General features: G+C 37.6%; 27 protein-coding genes. 20 read left to right on the top strand and 7 right to left on the bottom strand.

The window, feature by feature from the left end; genetic code table 11:
- Window positions 1-33 precede the first annotated feature (33 nt).
- From ACXAE4_RS20235 to desA, 3 genes are all read right to left on the bottom strand, one after another.
- Complete coding sequence (locus ACXAE4_RS20235; protein ID WP_013056197.1) at window positions 34-636, bottom strand: response regulator transcription factor; 603 nt, start codon at window positions 634-636, stop codon at window positions 34-36.
- Window positions 633-1,775 (bottom strand): sensor histidine kinase, encoded by a 1,143-nt coding sequence (locus tag ACXAE4_RS20230; protein ID WP_028414003.1) that lies wholly within the window; start codon window positions 1,773-1,775, stop codon window positions 633-635. The genes ACXAE4_RS20235 and ACXAE4_RS20230 overlap by 4 nt, the downstream gene beginning before the upstream one ends.
- A gap of 112 nt (window positions 1,776-1,887) precedes the next feature.
- Window positions 1,888-2,931 carry a Delta(5) desaturase DesA gene (desA, locus tag ACXAE4_RS20225; protein ID WP_028414002.1) on the bottom strand — a complete coding sequence of 348 codons (1,044 nt, stop codon included), beginning with the start codon at window positions 2,929-2,931 and terminating at the stop codon, window positions 1,888-1,890.
- Between the two features lie 222 nt (window positions 2,932-3,153).
- Here desA and ACXAE4_RS20220 point away from each other — a divergent pair, with 222 nt between their 5' ends.
- The 9 genes from ACXAE4_RS20220 to ACXAE4_RS20180 all read left to right on the top strand — a co-directional run bounded on the left by ACXAE4_RS20220 (window position 3,154) and on the right by ACXAE4_RS20180 (window position 12,642).
- Window positions 3,154-3,549: a ribosomal maturation YjgA family protein gene (locus ACXAE4_RS20220; RefSeq protein WP_099000086.1), complete on the top strand. Its 396-nt coding sequence runs from the start codon at window positions 3,154-3,156 to the stop codon at window positions 3,547-3,549.
- 156 nt (window positions 3,550-3,705) lie between these two features.
- Window positions 3,706-4,260: a hypothetical protein gene (locus ACXAE4_RS20215; RefSeq protein WP_099000084.1), complete on the top strand. Its 555-nt coding sequence runs from the start codon at window positions 3,706-3,708 to the stop codon at window positions 4,258-4,260.
- A gap of 262 nt (window positions 4,261-4,522) precedes the next feature.
- Window positions 4,523-6,025 carry a cardiolipin synthase gene (cls, locus tag ACXAE4_RS20210; protein ID WP_099000082.1) on the top strand — a complete coding sequence of 501 codons (1,503 nt, stop codon included), beginning with the start codon at window positions 4,523-4,525 and terminating at the stop codon, window positions 6,023-6,025.
- 35 nt (window positions 6,026-6,060) lie between these two features.
- Entirely contained in the window at window positions 6,061-6,915 is an 855-nt protein-coding gene (locus ACXAE4_RS20205; protein WP_028413998.1) for a DUF1206 domain-containing protein, read from the top strand.
- 84 nt (window positions 6,916-6,999) lie between these two features.
- The gene (locus ACXAE4_RS20200) at window positions 7,000-7,221 is read left to right on the top strand and encodes a spore germination protein (RefSeq protein WP_028413997.1); all 222 of its coding nucleotides are present in this window, start codon (window positions 7,000-7,002) and stop codon (window positions 7,219-7,221) included.
- A gap of 208 nt (window positions 7,222-7,429) precedes the next feature.
- Window positions 7,430-8,884, top strand: a complete 1,455-nt coding sequence (locus tag ACXAE4_RS20195) for a LysM peptidoglycan-binding domain-containing protein (protein ID WP_475236731.1) — start codon at window positions 7,430-7,432, stop codon at window positions 8,882-8,884.
- A gap of 287 nt (window positions 8,885-9,171) precedes the next feature.
- Window positions 9,172-10,374 carry a macrolide family glycosyltransferase gene (locus tag ACXAE4_RS20190; protein WP_224979990.1) on the top strand — a complete coding sequence of 401 codons (1,203 nt, stop codon included), beginning with the start codon at window positions 9,172-9,174 and terminating at the stop codon, window positions 10,372-10,374.
- A 44-nt stretch (window positions 10,375-10,418) separates the two neighbouring features.
- Window positions 10,419-11,327, top strand: a complete 909-nt coding sequence (galU, locus tag ACXAE4_RS20185) for a UTP--glucose-1-phosphate uridylyltransferase GalU (RefSeq protein WP_099000077.1) — start codon at window positions 10,419-10,421, stop codon at window positions 11,325-11,327.
- A 103-nt stretch (window positions 11,328-11,430) separates the two neighbouring features.
- Window positions 11,431-12,642: a sugar efflux transporter gene (locus ACXAE4_RS20180; RefSeq protein WP_154989238.1), complete on the top strand. Its 1,212-nt coding sequence runs from the start codon at window positions 11,431-11,433 to the stop codon at window positions 12,640-12,642.
- On the opposite strand, the gene ACXAE4_RS20175 is transcribed toward ACXAE4_RS20180, so the two are convergent.
- Together ACXAE4_RS20175 and ACXAE4_RS20170 are read right to left on the bottom strand one after the other, a co-directional pair.
- The gene (locus ACXAE4_RS20175; protein WP_154989236.1) at window positions 12,622-12,843 is read right to left on the bottom strand and encodes a hypothetical protein; all 222 of its coding nucleotides are present in this window, start codon (window positions 12,841-12,843) and stop codon (window positions 12,622-12,624) included. The genes ACXAE4_RS20180 and ACXAE4_RS20175 overlap by 21 nt on opposite strands.
- 114 nt (window positions 12,844-12,957) lie before the next feature.
- On the bottom strand, window positions 12,958-14,181 hold the full coding sequence (locus ACXAE4_RS20170; RefSeq protein ID WP_028413992.1) for an MFS transporter: 1,224 nt from the start codon (window positions 14,179-14,181) through the stop codon (window positions 12,958-12,960).
- A 419-nt stretch (window positions 14,182-14,600) separates the two neighbouring features.
- Between ACXAE4_RS20170 and ACXAE4_RS20165 the strand changes: the two genes are divergently transcribed.
- From ACXAE4_RS20165 to ACXAE4_RS20140, 6 genes are all read left to right on the top strand, one after another.
- Window positions 14,601-14,972 (top strand): thiol-disulfide oxidoreductase DCC family protein, encoded by a 372-nt coding sequence (locus ACXAE4_RS20165; protein ID WP_028413991.1) that lies wholly within the window; start codon window positions 14,601-14,603, stop codon window positions 14,970-14,972.
- A 147-nt stretch (window positions 14,973-15,119) separates the two neighbouring features.
- Window positions 15,120-16,040: an oxidoreductase gene (locus ACXAE4_RS20160; RefSeq protein ID WP_154989232.1), complete on the top strand. Its 921-nt coding sequence runs from the start codon at window positions 15,120-15,122 to the stop codon at window positions 16,038-16,040.
- Between the two features lie 181 nt (window positions 16,041-16,221).
- Complete coding sequence (locus ACXAE4_RS20155) at window positions 16,222-17,202, top strand: DUF3231 family protein (RefSeq protein ID WP_115653414.1); 981 nt, start codon at window positions 16,222-16,224, stop codon at window positions 17,200-17,202.
- A 200-nt stretch (window positions 17,203-17,402) separates the two neighbouring features.
- A complete protein-coding gene (locus ACXAE4_RS20150; RefSeq protein WP_099000066.1) occupies window positions 17,403-18,143 on the top strand; it encodes a DsbA family oxidoreductase in 741 nt (246 codons plus the stop codon).
- 198 nt (window positions 18,144-18,341) lie between these two features.
- Entirely contained in the window at window positions 18,342-19,301 is a 960-nt protein-coding gene (locus tag ACXAE4_RS20145; RefSeq protein WP_099000064.1) for a S8 family peptidase, read from the top strand.
- Window positions 19,298-20,101, top strand: a complete 804-nt coding sequence (locus ACXAE4_RS20140) for an endonuclease I family protein (RefSeq protein WP_154989230.1) — start codon at window positions 19,298-19,300, stop codon at window positions 20,099-20,101. Before ACXAE4_RS20145 ends, ACXAE4_RS20140 begins: the two co-directional genes overlap by 4 nt.
- Before the next feature lie 49 nt (window positions 20,102-20,150).
- Here the strand turns inward: ACXAE4_RS20140 and ACXAE4_RS20135 are convergent, their stop codons facing one another.
- Complete coding sequence (locus tag ACXAE4_RS20135) at window positions 20,151-20,612, bottom strand: MarR family winged helix-turn-helix transcriptional regulator (RefSeq protein WP_014460864.1); 462 nt, start codon at window positions 20,610-20,612, stop codon at window positions 20,151-20,153.
- A gap of 279 nt (window positions 20,613-20,891) precedes the next feature.
- Between ACXAE4_RS20135 and ACXAE4_RS20130 the strand changes: the two genes are divergently transcribed.
- The 4 genes from ACXAE4_RS20130 (at window position 20,892) to ACXAE4_RS20115 (ending at window position 23,922) form a co-directional block, all read left to right on the top strand.
- The gene (locus ACXAE4_RS20130) at window positions 20,892-21,530 is read left to right on the top strand and encodes a biotin/lipoyl-containing protein (protein ID WP_099000061.1); all 639 of its coding nucleotides are present in this window, start codon (window positions 20,892-20,894) and stop codon (window positions 21,528-21,530) included.
- Between the two features lie 33 nt (window positions 21,531-21,563).
- Complete coding sequence (locus ACXAE4_RS20125; protein WP_099000060.1) at window positions 21,564-23,189, top strand: DHA2 family efflux MFS transporter permease subunit; 1,626 nt, start codon at window positions 21,564-21,566, stop codon at window positions 23,187-23,189.
- A 61-nt stretch (window positions 23,190-23,250) separates the two neighbouring features.
- Window positions 23,251-23,679: a MarR family winged helix-turn-helix transcriptional regulator gene (locus tag ACXAE4_RS20120; protein ID WP_047751338.1), complete on the top strand. Its 429-nt coding sequence runs from the start codon at window positions 23,251-23,253 to the stop codon at window positions 23,677-23,679.
- A gap of 45 nt (window positions 23,680-23,724) precedes the next feature.
- The gene (locus tag ACXAE4_RS20115; protein ID WP_047751337.1) at window positions 23,725-23,922 is read left to right on the top strand and encodes a helix-turn-helix domain-containing protein; all 198 of its coding nucleotides are present in this window, start codon (window positions 23,725-23,727) and stop codon (window positions 23,920-23,922) included.
- Between the two features lie 29 nt (window positions 23,923-23,951).
- Here the strand turns inward: ACXAE4_RS20115 and ytzI are convergent, their stop codons facing one another.
- Complete coding sequence (gene ytzI, locus ACXAE4_RS20110; protein WP_014460859.1) at window positions 23,952-24,086, bottom strand: YtzI protein; 135 nt, start codon at window positions 24,084-24,086, stop codon at window positions 23,952-23,954.
- A gap of 128 nt (window positions 24,087-24,214) precedes the next feature.
- Between ytzI and ACXAE4_RS20105 the strand changes: the two genes are divergently transcribed.
- A complete protein-coding gene (locus tag ACXAE4_RS20105) occupies window positions 24,215-24,376 on the top strand; it encodes a YfhD family protein (RefSeq protein ID WP_074894520.1) in 162 nt (53 codons plus the stop codon).
- Window positions 24,377-24,409 lie beyond the last annotated feature (33 nt).

Here is a 24,409-nt window from a genome sequence, read left to right as displayed (position 1 = left end):
AAAGCATGCATCTCGGTTTGATGCATGCTTTTTTCATTTGAACCATCCTTTTTCTTTAAAGCGAGTAATGGCTTCAATGCGATTCTTTACTTCGAGTTTGTCCAGAATGGTAGAAATATAGTTGCGCACTGTTCCGGTCTTAATAGATAGTTCGTCAGCAATTTCTTTTGTGTTTTTTCCATCAGCTACTAGAGCTAATACTTCTTTCTCTCTAGCAGTAAGAGGACTGGTAGATTCACTATATAAGTCATCCACTAATTCTGGAGCATAGAGGCGTCTGCCTGCCATCACGCTTCGAATTGAATTTGCGAGTTCTTCACTTGGACTATCTTTTAGCAAGTAGCCACTTACGCCTGCTTTCAAAGCTCTTTGAAAATAGCCAGAGCGAGCGAACGTTGTTAAAATGATGACTTTGCAGTTTAAATCTTTCAGTTCCTCTGCAGCTTCAAGCCCAGTTTTAAGTGGCATCTCGATGTCCATTACGCATATGTCTGGCTGGTGCTGCTTAGCAAGTGATACCGCTTGTTCCCCATTTGAAGCTTTTCCGACAACTTCCATGTCATCTTCTAAATTTAACAAAGAGCCTAAAGCTCCTAACATCATTTGCTGATCTTCGGCAATGACAATTCGAATCATAATTGTTCCTCCTTAATATGTTTGACGATGTTTGGAACTGTAATATGAATAATCGTCCCCCCTTGACTGGAGATATCAAGATGGCCGTTTACAAACTCCAACCGCTCTTTCATTCCTAAAAGTCCGTTTCCTTCCCAGCAGGTTTTTTTCGTATTAATACCCACTCCATTGTCTTCTACCGTTATGCCTACTTCTTTTGCAGACTGATGTAAAGTAATCGTGCAAACGGTGGCTTGACTATGTTTGACCACATTGGTTACGGCTTCTTTTAAGCACATGCTCAGAATATTTTCAATTAGCAAAGACACATTCTCTAATGAAATATCCTTTTCTCCTACAAACGTAATTTCGGCAGCTTCTAAAAGCTCTTGAACGCGTTTTAGTTCTTCGCTAAGGCGAATTCCACGCATTTGAGAAACCATTTTTCTCACTTCATTAAGAGCCGTGCGCGCTGTTTGCTGGACATCTTTTAATTCAGATTTTGCTTTTTCAGGATCTTTTGCAATAAGTTTTCTTGCTAAATCACTTTTTAGACCGATAAGAGACAGCTTTTGTCCTAACGTATCGTGCAGGTCGCGAGCTATACGCTGGCGCTCTTCCTGTTTTACAAGCTCAGAAATACGTTTATTTGCATCTTCCAGCTGTTCTTCCAGCCGGTCTCGCTTCTTCCGGTTATAAATGCTAAATGGCAGTACAATTACACTAATGGAAATTACAAAAATGAAAGGCAGCTGTTTTAAAAAGATCTCTTCTTGCATAACAACGTTAAAGTTTACCGAAATAACGGTGCTGATCAAATGAACAGCATACAAAGTGAAGAAAGCGAGCCGTTTTTGGATATTTCCAATAAAATAAGCGATAAAAAAAGCGAAGTAAAAGGCAAAGTAAATATAATTAAAAATCGTTGTTAGGGCTAAGGAAATGACGATTAATAAAGCCGTCCATACGTAAACGGACTTGTCTGTTGAAACAAATGCAAAACGATAGAAAATAAAAAATAAGATGGTGAGTAAAGAGCCAAGAATAATGTGATTCATGGATGAAGACTGTAAGATAAAATAAAATGGTAAAATGGCAAATACCGTCCATATGTAAGGAGATAGCCCAGTGATTTTTTGGAAAAACGTATATTTTTTCATAAAGAACCTCATTTGTTTGTTAAAATACACTATTAGTTTACCACAAAGTAGAATGAAATAAGTTTAGACGAATAGATAAAACAGTCAAGCTTTTGAAAGCTTGACTGTTTTATTAAAGTTCTGCTTTTGTTTGAGAAGAAATTCTGCTTGCTTTTGGTGCAGCTGAGCGTTTTTTTATTTCTTTAAAGCTCACAAACATTTTGTTTTCTTCATCCCATAAACGGAATCGAAGAGAGCGAAGGCTTGTTGCGAGTGTAATGGTTGGTACATTTTGAAGAGGCTGTGTGTGTTGATGAACAGCTTCAAGCTTATAGTTGGGCACTCTTGGGCTTAAATGATGTACGTGGTGAAACCCGATATTGCCTGTTAGCCATTGCAATAGTTTTGGAAGCTTGTAAAATGAACTTCCTTCAACGGCTGCTTTTACATAATCCCAGTGCTCATCTTCTTCAAAATAAGAATCTTCAAACTGATGCTGTACATAAAACAGCCAAATTCCAATTGAACCTGAAATGAAGAAAATCGGTCCTTGAATTAATACAAACGCCTGCCAACCTACCAACCAGCAGGTCGCTGCTGCTAATGCAACAATCAATACATTTGTAAGATACGTGTTCATTCTCTCTTTTTTCTTCGCATTTTTTCGATTGAATCGGTTTGTAATCAAAAATACATATATAGGTCCCACGCCGAACATAACGAACGGGTTGCGATAAATACGGTAAGCGATTTTTTTCCAAATAGAAGCTTCTTTATATTCTGTTACGGTTAACACCCAAATGTCACCCGTACCTCTTTTATCTAAGTTGCTGCTTGTTGCATGGTGAATGGCATGGCTATGTCCCCATTGACTGTAAGGAAACATCGTTAACACACCGGTAATTGTTCCGAGAATTTTATTGTGTTGTCTACTCTTAAAGAAAGAGTAGTGACAACAGTCATGAAAAATAATGAATATTCTTACTAAAAACCCTGCTGCGATGACAGTTAGCGGAAATGCTAAAAAATAAGAAATTGAAAGGCTCTCATAAGCGAGAAACCATAGTGTGAAAAAAGGTAAAAAAGTATTAATCAATTGTCTTATGCTGTCTTTCATTACTGCTTTTTCAAAGGGTGCAACTTGTTTTCGTAAATTCTTTTGTTTTTGTATAGTCATATGAAATTCCTTTCATCACCGTATATTATCCTCAGTATAAAGGGATTTTTCTGACTATTTAAGACATACGTGTCATATAGAAACTATGACACTTGTCATATATACGTAGGGGGAAGCTGTAAAAAATGAAAAAAAGCGGTATTTAACAGTCTGCGGTTCTGATAAAATTATACAGTGAAGGCTTATTGTTACGGAGCATTTAAGAAGAAAAAGGAGTTTGAAATGAATAAAAGAAATAGATGGGTATATCTGCTTCTAGCTATTGTGATCATGGGAGCAGGTCTTTTATCAAGAAAACTTACTGCGTATCTTCCTCACATCGTAAATATATATGCGGGAGATTCGTTATGGGCCTTAATGATTTTTGTCAGTGCGGGTTTTTTGTTTCCTACATGGAAGACAAAAATGATTGGTATGTTTGCTATAGTGTTTTGTTACTTCATTGAATTTACACAGCTGTATCACGCTCCGTGGATTGATGACATAAGAAAGACTGCGCTAGGAGGGCTCATTCTGGGTTATGGCTTCTTATGGAGCGATATACTAGCCTATTCGATTGGAGTGGCGGTAGGAATGAGCTGGGAGTATTATAGATATCGATTTAAAAGAGCCGCCTAGCAAATACGGTTCAATGAATCTTAGAACTCCGCTGAGGATGGAATAGACCGTAGGGTTATGAAGCAGGATGTATATACATAAAAATAAACTTATGCATAAAATTTTTATTTAAAACCTATTATCTATTTGTTGAACGAGAGGAAGAGAGGGGATTATTTGAATTTAATAGCCTGGATGATTATTGCATGTGAAATCGCTTTTTGGGTAGTCATCATTTTAGGATTAGCAACAAGGTATACGTTTAAAAAACAAAAGCTCAGTTTTTTTATTTTAGCTCTAACACCTGTTGTTGATTTTTTTCTTCTGATTGTGACGAGCGTAGACCTTTACGGAGGTGCTACAGCGACTTATGCTCACGCTATTGCAGCCGTGTATATTGGAGTTTCGATCGCTTTTGGAAAAAGTATGATTCAATGGGCAGACGAACGCTTTCAATATTATGTGATGAAAAACGGAGAGAAACCTCGTAGGCGCTATGGAAAAGAATATGCAAAGCATTATTTTAAGTCATGGATACAGCACCTTGTTGCTTACGCTATTGGGGCAGCTCTTTTAGCGGCGATGATGTATATAGTATCAAATGGAAAAACCAACGTGCTGCAAAATGTAGTGGAATTGTGGACAGTTATTGTAGGAATTGATTTCTTATTATCTCTTTCTAATTTCGTTTGGCCTAAAAAAGAAAAAGAGTCTGGTTATACCAACTCATAAAAAGTCATCGTCATGCGAGAAAAACCAGTGAAAAAACCTCCCTGTAAGGAGGTTTTTTGTTTTACCATCCAGGGTATAGGTATATAAATGATGCTTGTCTGAGATAGTTCAGTTTAGTTGCTTAAGCGGCTAAACTGCTTTTTGTGCAAATATATGTACATTTTATGTGGCATGCATGATAAGAATTCTGTGTATTCCATATACTACCTCATATGAAAGATAGACAAGTGATACAATACAGTTTGTTTTTAGGAGAGCTTTTATGAAAAAACGCCGGTTGGACTTTATTTTTTTATTTATTATTTTACTTTCAATTTATGCTTTCTTTTTTACCTCTATTGATGTTCATTGGAAGTATGCCTTAGTTGGATTATATGGTGTCATCATTTTTATTTGTATGTATTCACTTATGCTTGAAAATCGAACGCCTGAAAGTACGTTGGTTTGGATGTATGTTCTCTTTTTCTTCCCTGTTGCAGGCTTTTTCTTTTATTTGTATTCAGGACAGCTCTATTTAAAGGGGCATATGTTTAAAAAAAAGCGTATGCATAACCGAGAGATGCTTAGAAAGATGGCAGATAAAGAAACGACGCCTGATCTATCGCCCCTCCAATCTCATCAGCGTTATTTTGCTCAGTACCTTCAATGTGTATCTTTGACGAAGATGAATGTTTATACAAAAACCTATGTGCTTAAAAATGGACAAGAAACGTTTAACGAAATCAAAAAGCATTTGCAGTCAGCAAAACATTTTATTCATATGGAGTACTACATGTTTCACTCAGATTCGTTAGGAAAAGAAATCATTGATATTTTAATAAAGAAAGCAAGTGAAGGTGTAGAAGTGCGCTTTACATTCGATACAATGGGAAGCTTTACACTATCGGGTTCAGATATTAAGCGAATGAAAAAAGCGAATGTTAAAGTGCATGCGTTCTTACCTATTAAGTATGGATTTTTTAATCAAAAATTCAACTTTCGAAACCACCGTAAAATAGTTGTAATTGACGGGGAAGTAGGTTTTGTAGGAGGGCTGAATGTAGGCGATGAGTATTTAGGGAAAAATAAAAAAATCGGTTTTTGGCGAGATACCCACCTGATGTTAAGAGGTGAATCTGTTCAAACCTTACACTCGATTTTTATGTTTGACTGGGAATACGTTTCGGGGGAATGCTTAATTAACAATGAATCATATACAAAACCTCATCGTGTTGAAGGCGAAGGGTTCGTTCAGGTAGTGGCGACGGGGCCAGATACGCAGGAAAATATGAGCGACTATTATTATACAATGATTACAAGCGCGACGAAGTCAATTTGGATTTCTACCCCATATTTTGTTCCAAACGAAGCTATAAGAACTGCTCTTCGTATTGCGGCTAGAAAAGGTGTAGAAGTACGAATTATGGTGCCGGAAATTAATGATGGCTTTCTGACTCAATATGGAACGAGATCATATTTTGCTGAACTTCTTCGCTGTGGAATTGAAGTATATTCGTATCAAAAAGGGTTTTTGCATCAAAAAATCGTGATTATAGATGGAGATATGGCTTCAGTAGGTACTGCAAATATGGATATGAGGAGCTTTCATCTGAACTTTGAAGTTAATGCATTTTTAATTGACGGAGAGACAATTCAAACGCTCATCAAAAACTATGAAGAAGATATGGAAGACAGTCATTTGATCAAGCCAGTAGCATTTTACAAGCGAAGCTTAGTAGAACGTTCGAAAGAATCATTTGCGCGCTTATTTTCAGGTGTTTTATAAAATAAAGTTTGTTTTCAAAAAGCAGGAGGAAACGTATGGGTGAATCTCCATTTGTTAAAAAAGATACGTTTGGTCGAAAGTTACATCGCTTAAAAGAACGTACTAAACCATTTGTCGTGCGTTTTTCACGGTTTGGTCATGTGGCTCAAGGTGTGGTCTATTTTATCATCGGTATATTAGCGATTCAGACAGCTTTCGGATTAAAAGGCGATTTGGTTACTTCTCAAGGAGCCCTACACACAATTGCAAAGCAGCCGTTTGGATTTTTAATTTTAATCGTTTTAGCAGTAGGTTTAAGTGGATATGCGTTTTGGCAAATCATTTCTGCTATTTTTGACCCTCACCACGTTGGGCATGGTGTAAAAGGCGCTTTTACTCGTTTAGGCTATTTAGTTGTAGCCACGTTTTATATTAGTCTTTGTGTGAGTTCGGTAAGAATTTTGCTTCATGCTCACGTTCATACGTCAGGTAAGCATTATCAAACGGTATCAGCCAAGCTGTTATCTTATCCCTTTGGGCAAACCATCATTGCGCTTACAGGTATCGGCGTTATTATCTTTGGGATTGGACAAGTATATTGGGCTCTTTCAGGACGCTTCCTAAAAAAACTAAAGAAAAACGAAATGTCAAAAGAAGAGTGGCGATGGAGCGGGCATATTGGAAAAGCGGGTATTATTGCTCGAAGTATCGTCTTTGGGATTATTGGCTTCTTTCTTATTCGCACGGCTCTTCAAGCGGATCCAGACGAAACGAAAGGGTTAGATGGAGCCCTTGCTGAAGTAGCGCAGCGTCCTTTTGGGTCTGTACTGCTGGCTATCGTATCAATCGGGCTTATGGCATACGGAGTATATATGTTTGCAGAATCAAGGTATAAACGAATTGATCCTTAATAAAATTTAAAAGATGAAAAAGCTACTTTTTAGCCTTCTGCTCATATCATATAGCAGATAGATAGTGAACAGGAGGAGAGGCAGATGCCATCGGTAGTGGGAGCCGTAAATATCTCGAATGTATTGGTTTCATCTTCAGTGGAGTTTGGTGATTGTCTGGCTATTAAGCCAAAGAGTACAGCTTTTACAACAGTCGGTTCTGGTAGCGGGAACACAGGAAACTTTATGAATATTACAAGCAGTGCCAGTACCGCCAATACAATTGATATGGATATTAACGATCAAAATGTAGTGGGAAATGCATAAGAAACGAAAGCTTATCGTCATCGGACGGTAAGCTTTTTTATTTGAGTTTGACGTATACCCAGACGTTTCTTTACCACAATGTACCTCTAGGATTCTATCTTATAGGAGTAGTAAACTAGACAGGTGATGTCAAAAAGTGGGGAGGCGAGATTATCAAATGAAGAAAATATGTATGAGCCTACTTATTCTCTGTCTTTTCAGTGGAGGATTGGCCCCAATAAGTAAAGGAGACGCTGCTTCTTCAGTAGGCACTGTCAAAGGTGATAATGTAAATGTGTATCGTTCTCCATCTTTACATTCTTCGGTTGTTCAGACAGTGAAAAAAGGAGAAGAATTTCCTGCTATTTCATCTGAAGCGGGAGATGCAGCTCAAGTTATCACCCATAAAGTAGTGCTAGGAAATACACTATGGCTACTAGCTAAACAATATGGTGTAACAGTCAGCGAGCTAATAAAACAAAATCAGCTAAAAACGACGGAGCTAACTCCGGGGCAAACGCTGAAAATACCACCAAAAGGCTTGTTACATAAAGTAGTATCAGGAGATACGCTTTGGAAAATCTCTGTAAAGTACGGTGTAAAAGCGACTGAATTAACAAAGTTAAATCAGCTATCATCAACAAATATTAAGCCTGGACAAATGCTTATTATTCCTGATTACTATGTACAAGTACAGCTTTTGGAAGGGAAAAAGGGCTGGATCAAAAAATCTGATTTAGCACAAAAGAAGCATCAGCCAGTAGTTATGGGCTGGAGCTTTAATGAAAAAACAGCAGGCTATGCAGAATCGATGAAACAAAAGAACTTAGACGTTGTTTCACCACGCTGGTTTACGCTAACGCGGAGTGACAAAGTTGTTTCATCTTCTATAAATCCATCGTATGTTCAAACGGCTCACAAAAACGGCAAAAAAGTCTGGCCGCTCATCGGTAACAATTTCGATGATGTGCTGACAAGTGACGTCCTAGGCAATAAAGCAAAGCGGCAAAAGCTTGTATCGTCAGTCGAAAGTTCGCTTGTGAAAACAAACAGTGACGGTATTAACGTTGACTTTGAAAATATTAATATCAAAAACAAACAAGATTTTGTTTTATTTATTAAAGAATTAAAAGCAGCGTTAAAGCCTCATGGTATGACCGTTTCAGTAGACGTAACACGAGAGAATAATGATCCGTTTTGGTCAGGAAGCTTTGATCGAAAACAGATTGGTCAAGTGGCAGATTACGTCATTATGATGGGTTATGAAGAACACTGGGGAGGGAGTCAGGTTCCAGGGTCTGTGGCTTCGCTGCCTTGGGTGAAAGAAGGAACAGAACTTCTTATGAAAGATGTACCTGCACACAAAATCCTGCTGGGAGTTCCTTTTTATACGCGAGAATGGAAAACGGATCTATCTACCAAAAAAGTTGTCACAAAAGACTTAACGATGAAAGAAGCCGAAGCAATTATCTCTTCTAAAAAGTTAACTAAAAAATGGGACAGCCAAGCCTCTCAGTACTATGTAGAATACACCGAAAATGGTACGAAGCATCAAATATGGCTCGAAGACAAAGCATCTATGCAGCGCCGGGTTAAATTAATTAATGACTATCATTTAGGCGGGGCGGCAGCTTGGTATATTGGTTCAGAAACATCAGATATATGGGAGTTATATAACTTCTAAATAAAAAACACACCTTATGCTTAATGTAGCTAGGTGTGTTTTTTATTTTCATCATATCGAAGCGTATACATCTATTTACAAACGAGATAAATTTTACAATATTTGTTTTTCTTGAGTTAATTTATAACTATATTCCAAAATGAGCCTATTTAACCTTTTTTTAGTTGAAAACGCTTAATGACTTTACGATAAAGATAATTTATAGTAAATTCAGTTTCTATACAATAAATTTACCAAATGAATAATTAAGTGATTTAATTATTAACTAAGTGAAAGGAATGGATGTTATGGGAAATGTATTAGTAATAGGCTTTCCAGGTGAAGGACATGTGAACCCTTCTTTAGGAATTGTAAAAGAATTAATGGCTCAAGGGGAGAAGGTCGTCTATTACGGCATTGAAGACTATGCTGAAAAAATCCGAAAAGCAGGAGCGGAATTTCGTGAATACGAAGATTTTCGTCCAAGTCTTGATATGAGCAACCGTATGACCAAAGAAGAGTCTTATGACCGCTATGAAATAATGAATTTGTTTTTAAATGAATCTGAAAATATTATTACTAAAATTATGAGTGAAACGAAACATGAAACATATGATTATGTACTTTATGATTATCACCTTTTAGCAGGTTCCGCTGTGGCCGACCTTCTTCAGCTTCCAAAGGTTTCTCTTTGTACGACGTTTGCGTTAAATAAGGAGTTAGCAACTTGTATGATGCCAAGTGGTCAAACAGAACCTGACCAATCTTCCTTTTATCCTCAATTCGAAAAATCATTAAATAAGTTCAACAGCCAATATAATACGGAGTTAAAAGACTCCATGGACATTATGTCAAATCCAGGGGATATTACGTTAGTATTTACGTCAGAATTCTTTCAGCCGCACGTATCTGAATTTACGAGTGAGTACAAGTTTATTGGTCCTTCAATTGTTAAACGACTAGATATTGAAGATCCTTATTACTTACAAAATGAAAATGAAAAAATTATTTTTGTTTCTATGGGAACTATTTTTAATCAGCAGCTAGAAATCTATAACTTATGTATAGAAGCATTAAAAGATTTTGAGGGTAAAGTTATTTTATCTATTGGTAAAAATACAAAACCTGAAGAATTAGCACACATTCCAGAAAACTTCGTTGTAAAACAATACGTACCGCAGCTAGAAATTTTAAAACGTGCGGATTTATTTATTACTCACGGCGGAATGAACAGCAGCAGTGAAGGTTTATACTACGATACGCCGCTTGTCGTTATTCCAATGGCAGTGGATCAATTTATGGTAGGCGATCGCGTGCAGGAGTTAGGAGCAGGCGTGAAATTAGATAAAAATAACGTATCTGCTGAGCTCATCAAAAATACAGTTAACGACGTTTTAACTACTCACACATATAAACAGTATGCACAACAAATCGGAGAATCACTTCGCTCAGCGGGAGGATACAAGCAAGGTGTGAAAGAAATTTTCAAGATGGTGCCTGTTAAAGCGTAATAGATGTAAGACAGCTAGATAACTAACAGAGAGGAGTAAATCATATGCAGACTATAAAAAAAGCAGTTATACCAGCAGCAGGGTTAGGTACTCGTTTTTTACCCGTTACAAAATCTATCCCAAAAGAAATGCTTCCAATTGTAAATAAGCCCGTCATTCAATTTATTGTGGAAGAAGCCTTAAAATCAGGCATCGAAGATATTTTAATTGTTACAGGAAACGGAAAACAAGCGATTGAAAATCATTTTGACCATAATATTCAATTAGAACACTTGCTTCATCAAAAAGGAAAGACCGAACTATTAGAGGAAATGGAGCATATCTCTGAACTAGCGAATATTCATTACGTTCGTCAAAAAGAAATGAAAGGCCTTGGCCATGCGATTGGCTGTGCTCGACAATTTATTGGAAACGAACCGTTTGCAGTTTTACTTGGAGATGACTTAACAGACCCAGATCAGCCTTGTTTAAAACAGCTGATTGACCAGTATACCCAAACGGGATCGTCGGTTATCGGCGTGCAGCGCGTAGAGGAAGAAGCCGTTCATCGTTACGGGATTATAGATCCAAAAGTAAATAAAAACCGATTATACGAAGTGAATGGTTTTGTAGAAAAACCATCAGTCGAAGAAGCTCCGTCTAATTTAGGAATTATTGGACGCTATGTATTTACACCTGACATTTTTGATTATCTTGAAACGCAGGAAGCTGGAAAAGGTGGGGAGATTCAGCTAACGGATGCTATTCAGCGTATGAATATAGACCGTTCTATTTATGCTTACGAATTCGAAGGCGAACGTTATGATGCAGGGGAAAAATTAGATTTTATTTTTACGACCCTTGCTTTTGCGTTAAAAGATGAAGAATTAAAAGCACCTCTTTTAACTAAATTCAAAGAGCTGATCAACAAGGAAGAACAAAAAGAAAAAATTGCTGTACAAATTGGAAAATAACCTTTATTTACACACCTTTCTTCTACTGTTTCTTGAAGAAAGGTGCGTTTTTTTGCGAAAATGGAACGTTTGACAGCTGGATAGAAAGGGTTGAAATGAGTTTATGTCGAAAGCAGAAAATTCGTTTGTATCAGGCATAAAGATTGTATTTACAGACCGGGATTTTCGAACGATTTTTATTTCATTATTTATTATTGGGTTGTCTGTTGGCGGCTTTATGCCTTATTTAACGGTTTGGGCAACAAATACATTGCACGCCACTTCGTTTCAAGCAGGATTTTTATTTGTCCCAATGAGCATTCTTGGTTTAATCGTCTCGTTTTATTTGGCTTCTTTATCAGACAAATGGGGAAAACGAAAGCCATTTATTATTTGGGCCTTACTGATTGGAACCATTTCAAGAGTTCCCTTAGCGTTTACGCATTCTTATACAATAGCACTCATTTTACTTGCTATAGGAGGGTTTAATGCGTTTTCTTTTTTCTTTGCTCTGCTGAATGATTTTATTGTTAAAAAGGAAGAAAGTAAATCGCAGGCAGGTACGATTACCGGTACTGTGCGAATGGCATTTTCACAAGGCTATATTTTTGGACCGATGCTCGGAGCTTTAATCATTGACCACGGAGGGTATACTCTTTTATTTTTACTATCAGGGTTGTTATCGCTGGCAACTTTAGTGTGGGTTCTTTTTGCGCTTAAAGAAGACAGTATGCCTCAACCTTCAGCGCATGCATCTTCAAAAGCGCCAGCTGGTATACCTTCTGTATTAATAGCTGTATTCGTAGCAGCTCTTTTCATTTTTGCGGGGGACTCCGGTCGTTCTATGTATTTGCCGCTGTATGTAACAGATACATTAAAGCAATCCGTTTCGATTGTAGGTATTCTCTTTACCGTAACATCTGTTTTTGAGCTAGTATTTATGCCATTAGGAGGCTATTTTTCTGATAAGATTGGCGTTAAACGATTCTTTATTATTGGAGTAGCTTGCCAAGTGCTTTATTTTATTTTAACGAGTCTTCATCTACCGCTGAGTGGATTAATTGCGCTTCAAGTATTTTATGCTTTTATTCTATCCGCTACAATGGGAGTAGGAATGGTGTATGCTCAGTCACTAGCCCCGCGTCAAATTGGACTAGCCACAACGGCATATATGACGGCTATACAAACTTCAGCAGTTGTCAGTAGCTTAGCTATGGGGTCACTAGTTAACGTGATTCCGTTGCCTTCTACCTTTTACATTTTAGCTGTTTTTGCGGTTGTTTCAGGTGTGATGTTTCTATTTATGAAGCAAAAATCAGCTGAGGAAATGACTTAAAAAGTTAAGAAGAAGTTGAGGTTTTACTAAATTAATCCAATATAAAGACAAACAAATAGTATGCATGAGCTGCACTGCTTGTGACACCGCAGTTGATTTCCGTGCAAGTCTTCGCTTTGCGCGGGTGGCCGATGAGCCTCCTTGCGGGGTCTCATCTGTTCCACTTTCCCCGCAGGAGTCTTCGCCTTGCCCTCCAATCAACTGCTAGAAGGACCTAAAGAAATGACACATACGTTCACCATAACAAAAAACGAACCATTCATTAATGGTTCGTTTTTTTACTTTCTCTAAAATACTTTTGCCCCAGCCTCTTTTTTATGAGGCTGTTTCTTGAATTTGTTCGCGGGGCTTTTTATTTAAAATTTTGCGGTAGCGGTAATTAACAAAAGCCGCCGCCGCCATACCTACTACTGAAAGCATCGCATCAAAGATAAAGATAATTGAAATATGTCCCGTTTTAGACATGAGCCCTGTTGCTAAAGGCAATAAAATTGCAGCTAATCCAGCAGCGGTCGCTACAATTCCTGTAACCGTTCCTTTTTTGTTCCAGAAAAGCTCGGTCATAACGGTAATCGCTAATTGAAAGACCCCAGCCGTAGAAAATCCCATGAAAAAAGCAGCTGCAATTGCAATAGCAGGTACTTTAACAAATAGAAGCGTAAGTACAGCGATAAGAGTAATCATCGGGTAAACGAGAATAACCGTTACAGGACGAAGCACTTTGCTTAATAATACGGCTAATACTAAAACAGAGATTAAAGCTCCGATGCTGTAGTAGCTTAAAAGGCGAACCGAGCTGCTTTCAGCCATACCTAATACTTGTTGACCATAAGTAGGAAGCCAAATTTGAGCCACTGTAAACAGAGCTGTAGAAGTAAATCCAATCACAATAAGAGCGATTCCTTCTTGTTTCATGTTAGGAGGAGAGATAAATTTATTCTCTTCTGTACTTTGCTGTTGAACTGTATTCTGTTCGCGTTTATGATTGGGAAAAGGCAGTTTGAACATAAAGATCATATTTAGTAAATAAATAAGAGCGGGAAGGAAAAAAGCATACCCATAAAACAAATCACGATCCGCAAAAAAGGCAATCATAAACGGCAGAAGCGCTGCTCCAGCTGATATAAATGCTTTTACAAGAACACTGGCTGAACCTGAAGATTTAGGAAAAACTTCAATCAAAGCAGGGTATGTTCCAGCGTCCATAGCAGAGTTTGCAATACCAGCAATAATGGCAAAGATAAAGGCTGTTTGATAATTTGGCGATAATGGAATGCCAATTAAGAAAATAGCCATCGTCAGAGACGAAACAATAATCAAAGGTTTTCGTCCGACTTTATCAGACAAGATGCCTGATAGAGAATATGAAAGCAATTTTCCAATTCCGATAGCAGAAATGATATAGCTGATTCCAGCACCGTCGGTATTTAATTGTTTTGTCAAAAATGACATATTTGATGCAAGCATGATATTGACCATGCCAAGTAGAAAATAGTTAATATACATACCTGAAGCTGACAGCATGTACTTATTTTTCATCGTTTACACATCCTTACGTAAAAAAGCTTATATGAAATGGATAAAAGCAATCACCCAGCCCTCCTTTTTTCATCGTTATTTATAAACCTACTTCCATGATAAGTTTATGAAGACATTACCTTTACCTTTTATCATTGGATTTATTCAGTTCTTTTTAGTATGCGACTAAATGCGTGCATCTAGTGCTTCAAATCAATATGAAATCTATTCTAACATGTTTTTAGCGCTTTAAACCAAAAAAGTGATATTTTATAAAAAAATCCTATCTTCTTTCGCGGCTTCACAAAAGAAACTCCACAAAAAATGTTCGCTTTAAAGCCAGGCTGCACAAGAAGTACCTCTTAATGATGGTTATTAAAAATGAGAAAAGGGTATTTATAAACTAAGGAAAAAGAAATAAGGGAAGAAAGGTGGAAACAATGAAGCACAAAGTATTTTTTGATGCGGAATGTCCTTTATGTTACAACGTAAAAAAAATAATTAAAGCGCTGGACTGGACGAACCAAATCCAGTGGATTCCAGTTCAATACATTGAGCGAACGGAGTATAGCTACTTAAAAGAAGAAGGAAGAGACTTATATGATCAAATTCATATGGTCACCAAAAAAGGGGAAGTATTAGCAGGATTTGAAACGGTCAGACGGCTTTTAGCTGTTTTGCCTCTTACATGTCCAATCGGCGTGCTTCTGCATTTACCATTAATGAAAAAAGCGTTTAGTCCGCTATACAAATGGATATCCACAAACAGGTACGACTGGTTTGGGCGCTACGATTCGCCGCGAACCACATAAACATATAAAAGGGACAAGCTTTTAAAAAGCTTGTCCCTTTTGTTTTGAAAACATTATAATTTATACATAGTTTAATTTTTAAAAGCGTATGTGACCGAGACGCGTAAATTCTAGAAAAAAAGCTATAGCTGAAAGGGAGAACTTTATATGAAAACAAAATGGACAGCTGAACGAATGCCTGATCTAACGGGGAAAACTGCCCTTATAACGGGAGGAAACAGCGGTATTGGGTTTGAAGCTGCAAAGGCTCTAGCAGCTCGCGGAGCAGAAATCATTCTTGCTGTGCGTAATGAAGCAAAAGGGAAAGAAGCTAAGAAAAGAATTAAAGCAGATAACGGAAATGCTAAAGTGACTATTATGTCATTAGATCTTAGTGACTTGAGCTCTATTCGGCATTTTGCCAATCAATTTCTTCAACAATACTCGTCTTTGGATCTTCTCATTAATAATGCAGGCGTGATGGTGCCGCCTCACAGCAAAACGAAAGACGGATTTGAACTGCAGTTTGGCTGTAATCATTTAGGACATTTTGCACTTACGGGTTTGCTGCTTCCTTTACTAATGGCCACTCCACATTCACGTGTCGTAACGGTAAGCAGTATAGCCGCTAATTCTGGAGAAATCTATTTTGATAATCTAGATGGAGAAAAAGGCTACAGTCCAATGAAGTTCTATAGACAAAGCAAACTCGCCAACCTATTGTTTGCCAAAGAATTGCAAACTCGCTTAGAAGCAGCCGGATCAACGACAATTAGTGCCGCTGTACATCCAGGTATTTCTAATACAAACCTATTATCACGCGGTTCAGGCAAAGAACCAAACGGCTTGTTGAAATTTTTAGTCAAGCTATTTAGTCAATCTGCAGAAATGGGCGCGCTGCCTACTCTTTATGCAGCTACTGAATCAATAGAAGGCGGTACATATATTGGGCCAGACGGAAAAGATGCTAAAAAAGGATATCCTGTAAAAGATATGATGGGAGACGTTTTATTTAAACCGGACGTAGCGGAAAAACTATGGAGCGTATCTGAGGACTTAACAGGTGTTGAGTACTCGTTTCGTGCTTAAGATAAAAAACAGTTCTGTAAGTGCGGAGCTGTTTTTTTTGTTGCTCAAAAGCTATAGGTCAGGGGGTTAAATAAAAAAAAGAATGTTGGATAGCATAATGATAAGTAAACGTACAATGAGTATGTTCTCTTTTGAGAGATAAAAGCACTCAACAAAGCTGAAGAAGCGGAGGGAAGTAACAGTGCCTGATAAACCTAGTATTACCTCAAGTGAAATTGGAACGCTGTGGATGACATATCAGCAGAAAACGTTAATCATTTGCTTGTTGGATTATATGATTGAACATGCAGACGATGAAGATGCTAAAACAATTATGACGGACTTGCGTGAACAGCTCATTATATACATACGAAAGATAAAAACAATATTTGAAAAAGAAGGAGCCGTAGTGCCAACCGGGCTTTCATCTCAAGACGTAAACGTACAGGCTCCAAAACTATTTACTAATGGATTTGATATTATGTTTCTTCGTGTTATTAAAGAAATTAGTATGGGGATGTATACATTAAGTTTAGGTAAGGCCTACAGAGAAGATGTGGTGAAATTTTATCAAGATTTAACAAAGATTACGCAAGAGTGCTACGATTCCTGTACGCAGTACTTATTGAGAAAAGGAATTTTATCACGCCCACCCTATATTCCAATGCCAACTACCGTTGAGTTTGTTTCGGATAGAAAATATCTAAGCGGCTTAAATGTATTTGCGGACAAAAGAGTATTAAATACGATGGAGCTAGCGCAGATTTATCATGGAGTCGAAACAAACATTGTCGGGATGAAGTTAATGAAGGCTTTTTCTCAAACGGCGAAAGATGCCGAAGTGAAAAAGCATTTTTTGAAAGGAAAAGAGCTCAGTAAAAAGATTATTACGCGCCTAGAAGAAATAATTATACAAGACGATATTTCACCTTCTGTTGCCTCAACAGGAAGCATAACGACTTCTGAAACGCCTGCTTTTTCTGATCGTTTGATGCTGACATGCGATATTTTACTTAGTAATTTTAGCATTGGAAGTCAGGCATTTGGAGCAGCATTTAGTTTTCGAAGAGATATTGTGGCTAAAATGATGCTGATAGGAGAAGATGCGTTTCAATATGCAAGCGAAGCGACGGAAATTATGATTAAAAAAGGCTGGCTTGAAGTTCCACCAAGCATTAATTAGCTAATATGGAAATACGTATTTACATGATGCTCTTCTAAAAGCAATGAATTTAAAATAGGTGAGATAAAAACACCGTGCTGATTGAATACACTTAGTATGTAAATCAACACGGTGTTTTTGCTTTGTTTGAGCAAGTTATGATGGAATTTCTTCAAAGGTATGCTACGATAAGAATTATCTTGAATTGAAGAGGTGTCACGATGAAAATAGAAGTTTGGTCAGATTTTGTCTGTCCTTTTTGTTATATTGGAAAGCGTCGATTAGAGCAAGCGCTTCAGCAATTTGCAGACAAAGATGATGTGCAGGTTGAATTTAAAAGCTTCGAGCTAGATCCAAATGCCCCAGTTAATACTGGTAAAACGATTAATGAAGCTCTTGCTGCTAAGTATGGAATGACCATTGAACAAGCAAAGCAAGCAAATGAAGGTATCGGACAGCAGGCAGCTGGTGTGGGATTATCCTTTAATTTTGACGATATGAAGCCAACTAATACATTTGACGCTCATCGTTTAGCTAAATTTGCAAAAGCTCAAGGAAAAGAAGCAGCCATGACAGAAAAGCTTCTTTATGCATATTTTACTGAGTCAAAACATTTAGGTGAAGAAGAGACGCTGGTTGCTGTTGCAGAAGATGCAGGTCTTGACCGAGAAGAAGCACGTCAAATTCTTACGGATAAAAACGCATATGCAAATGAAGTGCGCAGTGATGAAGCAACGGCTCAGCAATATGGCATTAGCGGTGTTCCGTATTTTGTTATTAATCAAAAATATGCGATTTCAGGTGCACAGCCAGTCGAGACATTTGTAGGGGCTCTCCAACAAGTATGGGAAGAAGAAAATCCGACTCCCACTTTGAAGAGTCTTTCTCCAGAAGGCGCAGATGATGCCTTTTGTGCAGATGGTCAATGTGCCGTTCCTGATTCCTCTAAAAACCAACAATAAACAAAAAGCAGAGGCGGAAATTTCGCTTCTGCTTTTTGTTTATTTTAAAAAAAATTACAAAAATACAAACGTGTGTTCTATTTTGTGTTATAATAAGTTTAGAAGCAACAAACCTCGATGAGTGAACTCCAAAAATAAGCGATTAAAAGTGATCCCACCATGAACTAGCTTCCATTTAATCCTGCAGGGGGAATCTAAATGAAGAACAAAGTGCGCATTATCCCATTTCAAGTAGTTGAACAATTGAATCAATTTAATGAAGTCCCAGAAGGAGTCGCTCTAATTGGAGCAGAGGAAGTATGGAAGCAAACAAAAGGACAGGGAATAACCGTAGCGGTTTTGGATACTGGCTGTGAGGTTACACACCCAGATTTGCAGGAACGAATTATTGGAGGAAGAAATTTCACGCACGATGATCAGCAAAATCCTGATGTTTATCAAGACTATAATGGTCATGGTACTCACGTAGCAGGCACAATTGCAGCAGCTCATAATGGAAATGGTGTTGTAGGAGTGGCGCCGGAGGTGAATTTACTTATCCTGAAAGTACTTGATGGGAATGGTTCAGGTCAATATGAGTGGATTATCGAAGGTATTACCTACGCCATTCAGCAAAAAGTAGATATCATTTCAATGTCACTTGGAGGTCCGGCCGATGTGCCTGAGCTACATGAAGCGATTCAAGATGCTGTTGATCAGAATATTTTAGTTGTCTGCGCAGCGGGAAATGAAGGAGATGGAGAAAGCTCCACAGATGAGTTTGCGTACCCAGGCTCATATAATGAAGTGATTAGCGTAGGAGCGGTTGATTTAGAGAAACGTTCTTCGATATTTTCCAACTCGAACAACGAAGTAGACGTAGTGGCTCCGGGAGAGAGGATCGTATCAACTTACTTGAATGGAAAGTATGCCGCACTGAGCGGAACTTCTATGGCAACGCCTCACGTAGCGGGAGCTTTGGCATTGATAAAAGTTCTTTCAAATGAAACGTTTGGAAGAGAACTTACAGAACCAGAGCTTTACGCACAGTTAATCAGAAGAACACTTCCATTAAATGAATCACCAAGAGAAGTAGGAAACGGGTTTGTGCACTTGACCATTGTTGAAAAGCTGTTGCGTGAAGTTCAACGTCAAATGACTTCAGAGGTGATGGGATGAGAAGCAGTTTAGATATATTAATGGTGGAAAAACAGCAGGCAAAAGCCCTTTATCAGCAATACGTAAACAATCGAAGCTATTATGATGAAAAGACGGATGAAGAGAGTAAAAATCTTTATTATCGAGGTACTCCCTTTGAAAGAGAACCCATGCAAGCTTTGTTAACGGAAACGCATCAGCATTTGCTAAGTTATTCCCCCCATAAATATGTATATCCATGGGTGGATCTACAGGAGAATGGAGAGCTGAAGAGTCTGTATTCAGGAAAAGGAATGGATCCTTTAGAAACGATACAAAAAGATATTGATGCACTTCAGTCGCTTACTAACTCATCTGTTTCAAACAATGATATACTGCTAAACTGTGAGCACGTTGTCTCGCAGTCCTGGTTTGGAAAACAAGAGCCTATGAGAGGCGATTTACATCATTTATTTGCGTGTGAGCCTTCTTGTAACAGTCGAAGAGGTAATTCTTCTTATATTGACTTCCCGGATTATACACCGGAAGTTAAGCAATCAGATGTGAAAGAAGGATGCGGCAAAGCAGAAAAAGGTAAGTTTGAACCCGAATATGGAAAAGGAATTGTGGCTCGAGCTACGCTTTATTTTTTAATTCGCTATCATAATAAAATTGACTCTTCACGAGTAGATCTTCCTCTTTTACTAAAATGGCATGAAGAATTTAATGTTTCACTTTATGAAAAACATCGCAATGCAGCAATTTTTGAATTGCAAGGCAATCGAAATCCTTTTATCGATTTTCCTGACAAAGCAGCTGCCCTAATAAATTCTGCTTTCTAAAATAACAAAGAGCTTCGCTTCAATTCGAAGCGGAGCTCTTTTGGATAATCTAATATGAAAATCCATATTTATCACTTAAAAGGGCATCCATTTTATTTAATAAGCGAAAATATTCTTCTTGTTCTTCTACAGTTAGAGCTGCTAGCATATCTTTTAAAAATACATTTCGCTTCTCTGTAATCATTGAAACAAGCTTTTTTGATTCATCGGTCAATGAAACCCACACCACTCTCCGGTCTTTTTCGTCTCGCACGCGCTGAATGAGAGATTCTTCTTCCAATTGATTTAATAAGCTAGTTGTAGCGCCCGAGGTTAAGTGAAGTTTATTTGAAATATCTGCTACCATATACTTTGTGCCGCTGGCAATGTAGTTTAAGATATAAAACTTAGTGGGTGTTAAGTGATAAGGCTGCGTTTTTAATGTTTCTTCGACTAAATGTCGCATATATTGAAAAAAAGATGTGTTAATTTGGTAAAGGTGCTCAATTTTTGATTCTAAATTGTTATCCATGCTAGCTTCCATCTCCTTGTACACTACGGACATATATAAACTAACTCTAAAATAAAATGAAACAATTGTAAAGGATGGCAATGATTATCTTTAACCATCGTTATTATTTTTAAATTAATATCTTTACGAAAAAATATCTTTATGATAAAGTTATTTAGGTGGTTAACCAAATAGATGATTATAAAGAAACATATCTCCTAATAGATGGAGATAATATATTTATGAAAAAGCTATATAAAAAAGTAATTTTATTAGTGAAGTATTAAGGAGGAGTAATGAATGTCTAGAAGTCGCTTAATGGTAACAAATTTTATTGGAATCATCGTTATTTTAGCTTTATTAATTGGAGGAGGATATTATTACGTTCAAAAATCGAACTATATTACAACGGATAACGCTAAAGTATCTGGAGATGTATACAACGTAGTTGCACCTGCAGCAGGTAAGGTAGCAAGCTGGACAGTGGAAGAAGGAAATGATGTATCAAAAGATGCTGAAATTGCTAAGATTCAAGCTGAAAAAGGCTCTGTAGCTGCTACAGTACCAGCAGATGGAAAAATTATTCAAACAAATGTAAAAGAAAATCAAATGGTTCAAGCTGGACAGCAAATTGCAACCGAAGTAGATATGAAAGATCTATTTATCGTAGCGAATATCAAAGAGGATCAGCTTAAGGATATTAAAGAGGGCGACGATGTAGATGTAACAGTAGATGGAGACAGTGGTACAAAAATTGACGGTAAAGTTGAAGAAGTGGGATATGCAACTAATTCACTTTCAGCTTTAACATCGAACTCAAGCTCAGATGGAAACTACACAAAAGTATCTCAAACGGTTCCTGTAAAAATCTCTATTTCCAATTATTCAGAGCATGTGCTACCAGGAATGAACGCTGAAGTAAAAATTTCAAAAGACTAATTCTTACTACAACAGTTCAAGAAGGGAGGAAATATGATGACAGCCAGTATAGAAAACACAAGTGATGGATCCATCAAAAAGCATATTCCGCTATTGATTGTTTTAATGCTTGGTTTGTTTCTTGCAATATTAAATCAAACGTTACTAAACGTAGCCATCCCGCATTTAATTACTGAGTTTGGCGTAACCGCAAATACAGCTCAGTGGTTGTTAACTGGATATATGCTTGTGAACGGGGCGTTAATTCCGCTTTCAGCTTTTTTAATTGAACGATTTGGTGTGCGTCGCTTGTTCTTATTTGCAATGGTTTGTTTTACAGTAGGGTCATTGATTTGCGGAATTGCACCTACATTTTCGATTATGCTTACCGGCCGTTTAATTCAAGCTATTGGCGGAGGTGTCTTATCGCCTCTTGTTATGACCATTATTGTGTTTATTTTCCCTCCTCACATGCGAGGAAAAGGGATGGGTATTTTTGGATTAGCCATGATGTTCGCACCGGCTATTGGTCCAACATTATCTGGATGGGTTATTCAAAACTATGATTGGCACATCCTTTTTAACGGCATGGTGCCATTAGGTGCGATTGTATTAATTATTGCTTTCTTTCAATTAAAAGACATTCAGCCTCCAAAGGATGTAAAAGTTCACATGCCTTCGGTTGTGACATCACTTGCAGGTATGGGATTATTGCTTTACGGATTTAGTGAAGCTGGAAATGACGGCTGGACGGATTCAGTTGTTCTTTCTACAATCATTGGCGGGGCAGTTCTTTTAATTATATTTGTTCTTCAACAAATTAAATCTGAAAAGCCGCTATTGGATATGCGCGTGTTTAAATATAATATTTTTTCACTATCAAATATTATTAGTATTGCGATTACAATCAGTATGTACGCAGGTATGTTCTTGCTTCCAATTTACTTGCAAAATATCCGCGGATATTCTGCTTTTGATTCAGGACTGCTGTTGCTTCCTGGCGCACTTGTTATGCTGGTTATGTCCCCGATTTCAGGTACATTGTTTGATAAAGTGGGACCTCGTCCGCTAGCAATCGTTGGTATGCTCATTACATCTATTTCAACGTTTGAATTTACGAAGCTGACGATGGATACACCATTTAATCATATTTTAGCGATTTATATTATCCGCTCGTTCGGTATGTCACTGTTAATGATGCCAATTATGACAGCGGGTTTAAATCAGCTTCCGCAGCGACTAAGCAGTCACGGAACGTCAATGTCTAATACGCTTCGTCAAGTAAGTGGTTCAATTGGTATTAGTTTAATGACGACCATTTTTACAAACCGTACAACGTATCATGTAAATGAAATCAGCAGTTCCATGAATACGTCTGATCCATTCTTTATGAATAGCTTTCATTTATTTGTACAAAAAGTAGCTGCTACTTTGCATTTATCACAAGATCAAGCTCAGCAGCAAGCGCTGACGATTTTATCTGGAAAAATGACGCAGCAAGGTACGATTCAAGGTATTAACGATGCTTTTTATTGGGCAACAGCGATTTCTGTTATCGGTTTAATTTTAAGTTTCTTCCTTCGTGACGTACGTAAAGATAAAGTAGTCGAAAAAAAGAAATCAAAAGCTCAAGAGGAAGATATTCGTATGCTTCCAGCTCCAAAAAGTATAAATTCATAAAGTGCTATAGAATCAAAAGTTCATCATAAAACATGTTGGAGAGAAAGGGGCGGTGAGGTGGATGGATCCATTGATATTTGGTGAAGAAATTCAAAGAATTTCAATATCTTTAAACAAAAAAGTAATGACAAATGTAAAAAGCCTTTTACAGTATTACAGAATTACCCCTTTTCAATATCATATTTTACTGATTGTTGAACGTGCACGTACAATGCCTGTGACCAAAGTGGCAGACGAAATGAAGGCGAGCCCAAGCGTTATCACAGCATCAATTACACGTTTGTATGAACTGAATCTTGTGGAGCGCTACCATTCAAAAGAAGATCGGCGTAAAGTTATGGTTGAGCTTACAAACAAGGGAAAACAAGTGATTCAAGCGGCTGAGAAAGACATGCAGCAAAGGGTTGAAAAACTGTTTGCATGCTATAAAGAAGAAGAGCAGCAGCAATTTCTCACGCTCTGTCGGCAGCTAGATGAACATGTGACTTGAACTTGAGCAGAAAAAAGTATATTGAGTTAAGCGGAGTGAGTGTAAATGAATAAAGAGATGGTAAAAAACATTCGGAAAAACTACAATATGAATCAGCGAAACTTCGCTCAAGCAGTGAACTGCAGTTTTTCTTTAATTGCACTGGTTGAAGTGGGTAAGCGAAGAGTAACAAAAAACTTGGAAGACAAAATTAAGCAAGCATTTCAATTGAACGATCATGATTTAAAATCACTGCGAGGGTAATACAAAAAGTAGGTGTGAAACGAGCTCACCTACTTTTTTTCGTCTTGTTTTTTTGTAAGTGGATCTACCGTATGTTTGTAATCATAAGCTTTCGAAGTGGTAACCACGCACAGCAGTAAAATAACAAATACAATGATAATAGAGAGCGTAATAATGATGACCATATAACACGTCCTTTCTTTTTCTTATTATGTATGCCTTCGGTCTTATTGGTAAAATTCCTTCTTTCTCCACATAGTGCAGAAACGACAAACGCATACTATTAACAGTCTAGAATAAAGGAGTGTTCATAATGAATGAAAAAGAGTTGAAAAAACAATTAAAAAAGGTAGCGGATTATCCTGCATCTAAAGCAGATGGAGTAGATGAAGAGTTTTCTCGTGAATTAGCAGACCAAGACGATTTAGAAGCACAGGCTAGAGCGAACGCTGCAGATGAAAGACAAAAAAAATAATAACTAGACGCGCTTCTTCTAAGAAGCGCGTCT

Source organism: Priestia sp. ABM2_011, from assembly GCF_056158845.1.
The sequence above is the reverse complement of the archived record's forward strand: the minus strand, read 5'-3'. Positions and strand labels throughout refer to the sequence as shown.

Excerpts from the sequence above, each read along its gene's own strand:
- ACXAE4_RS20235 (WP_013056197.1), bottom strand. The coding sequence starts at position 636 with ATGATTCGAATTGTCATTGCCGAAGATCAGCAAATGATGTTAGGAGCT.
- ACXAE4_RS20230 (WP_028414003.1), bottom strand. The coding sequence starts at position 1,775 with ATGAAAAAATATACGTTTTTCCAAAAAATCACTGGGCTATCTCCTTAC.
- desA (WP_028414002.1), bottom strand. The coding sequence starts at position 2,931 with ATGACTATACAAAAACAAAAGAATTTACGAAAACAAGTTGCACCCTTT.
- ACXAE4_RS20220 (WP_099000086.1), top strand. The coding sequence starts at position 3,154 with ATGAATAAAAGAAATAGATGGGTATATCTGCTTCTAGCTATTGTGATC.
- cls (WP_099000082.1), top strand. The coding sequence starts at position 4,523 with ATGAAAAAACGCCGGTTGGACTTTATTTTTTTATTTATTATTTTACTT.
- ACXAE4_RS20205 (WP_028413998.1), top strand. The coding sequence starts at position 6,061 with ATGGGTGAATCTCCATTTGTTAAAAAAGATACGTTTGGTCGAAAGTTA.
- ACXAE4_RS20200 (WP_028413997.1), top strand. The coding sequence starts at position 7,000 with ATGCCATCGGTAGTGGGAGCCGTAAATATCTCGAATGTATTGGTTTCA.
- ACXAE4_RS20190 (WP_224979990.1), top strand. The coding sequence starts at position 9,172 with ATGGGAAATGTATTAGTAATAGGCTTTCCAGGTGAAGGACATGTGAAC.
- galU (WP_099000077.1), top strand. The coding sequence starts at position 10,419 with ATGCAGACTATAAAAAAAGCAGTTATACCAGCAGCAGGGTTAGGTACT.
- ACXAE4_RS20180 (WP_154989238.1), top strand. The coding sequence starts at position 11,431 with ATGTCGAAAGCAGAAAATTCGTTTGTATCAGGCATAAAGATTGTATTT.
- ACXAE4_RS20170 (WP_028413992.1), bottom strand. The coding sequence starts at position 14,181 with ATGAAAAATAAGTACATGCTGTCAGCTTCAGGTATGTATATTAACTAT.
- ACXAE4_RS20165 (WP_028413991.1), top strand. The coding sequence starts at position 14,601 with ATGAAGCACAAAGTATTTTTTGATGCGGAATGTCCTTTATGTTACAAC.
- ACXAE4_RS20160 (WP_154989232.1), top strand. The coding sequence starts at position 15,120 with ATGAAAACAAAATGGACAGCTGAACGAATGCCTGATCTAACGGGGAAA.
- ACXAE4_RS20150 (WP_099000066.1), top strand. The coding sequence starts at position 17,403 with ATGAAAATAGAAGTTTGGTCAGATTTTGTCTGTCCTTTTTGTTATATT.
- ACXAE4_RS20145 (WP_099000064.1), top strand. The coding sequence starts at position 18,342 with ATGAAGAACAAAGTGCGCATTATCCCATTTCAAGTAGTTGAACAATTG.
- ACXAE4_RS20140 (WP_154989230.1), top strand. The coding sequence starts at position 19,298 with ATGAGAAGCAGTTTAGATATATTAATGGTGGAAAAACAGCAGGCAAAA.
- ACXAE4_RS20135 (WP_014460864.1), bottom strand. The coding sequence starts at position 20,612 with ATGGATAACAATTTAGAATCAAAAATTGAGCACCTTTACCAAATTAAC.
- ACXAE4_RS20130 (WP_099000061.1), top strand. The coding sequence starts at position 20,892 with ATGTCTAGAAGTCGCTTAATGGTAACAAATTTTATTGGAATCATCGTT.
- ACXAE4_RS20125 (WP_099000060.1), top strand. The coding sequence starts at position 21,564 with ATGATGACAGCCAGTATAGAAAACACAAGTGATGGATCCATCAAAAAG.
- ACXAE4_RS20120 (WP_047751338.1), top strand. The coding sequence starts at position 23,251 with ATGGATCCATTGATATTTGGTGAAGAAATTCAAAGAATTTCAATATCT.
- ACXAE4_RS20115 (WP_047751337.1), top strand. The coding sequence starts at position 23,725 with ATGAATAAAGAGATGGTAAAAAACATTCGGAAAAACTACAATATGAAT.
- ytzI (WP_014460859.1), bottom strand. The coding sequence starts at position 24,086 with ATGGTCATCATTATTACGCTCTCTATTATCATTGTATTTGTTATTTTA.
- ACXAE4_RS20105 (WP_074894520.1), top strand. The coding sequence starts at position 24,215 with ATGAATGAAAAAGAGTTGAAAAAACAATTAAAAAAGGTAGCGGATTAT.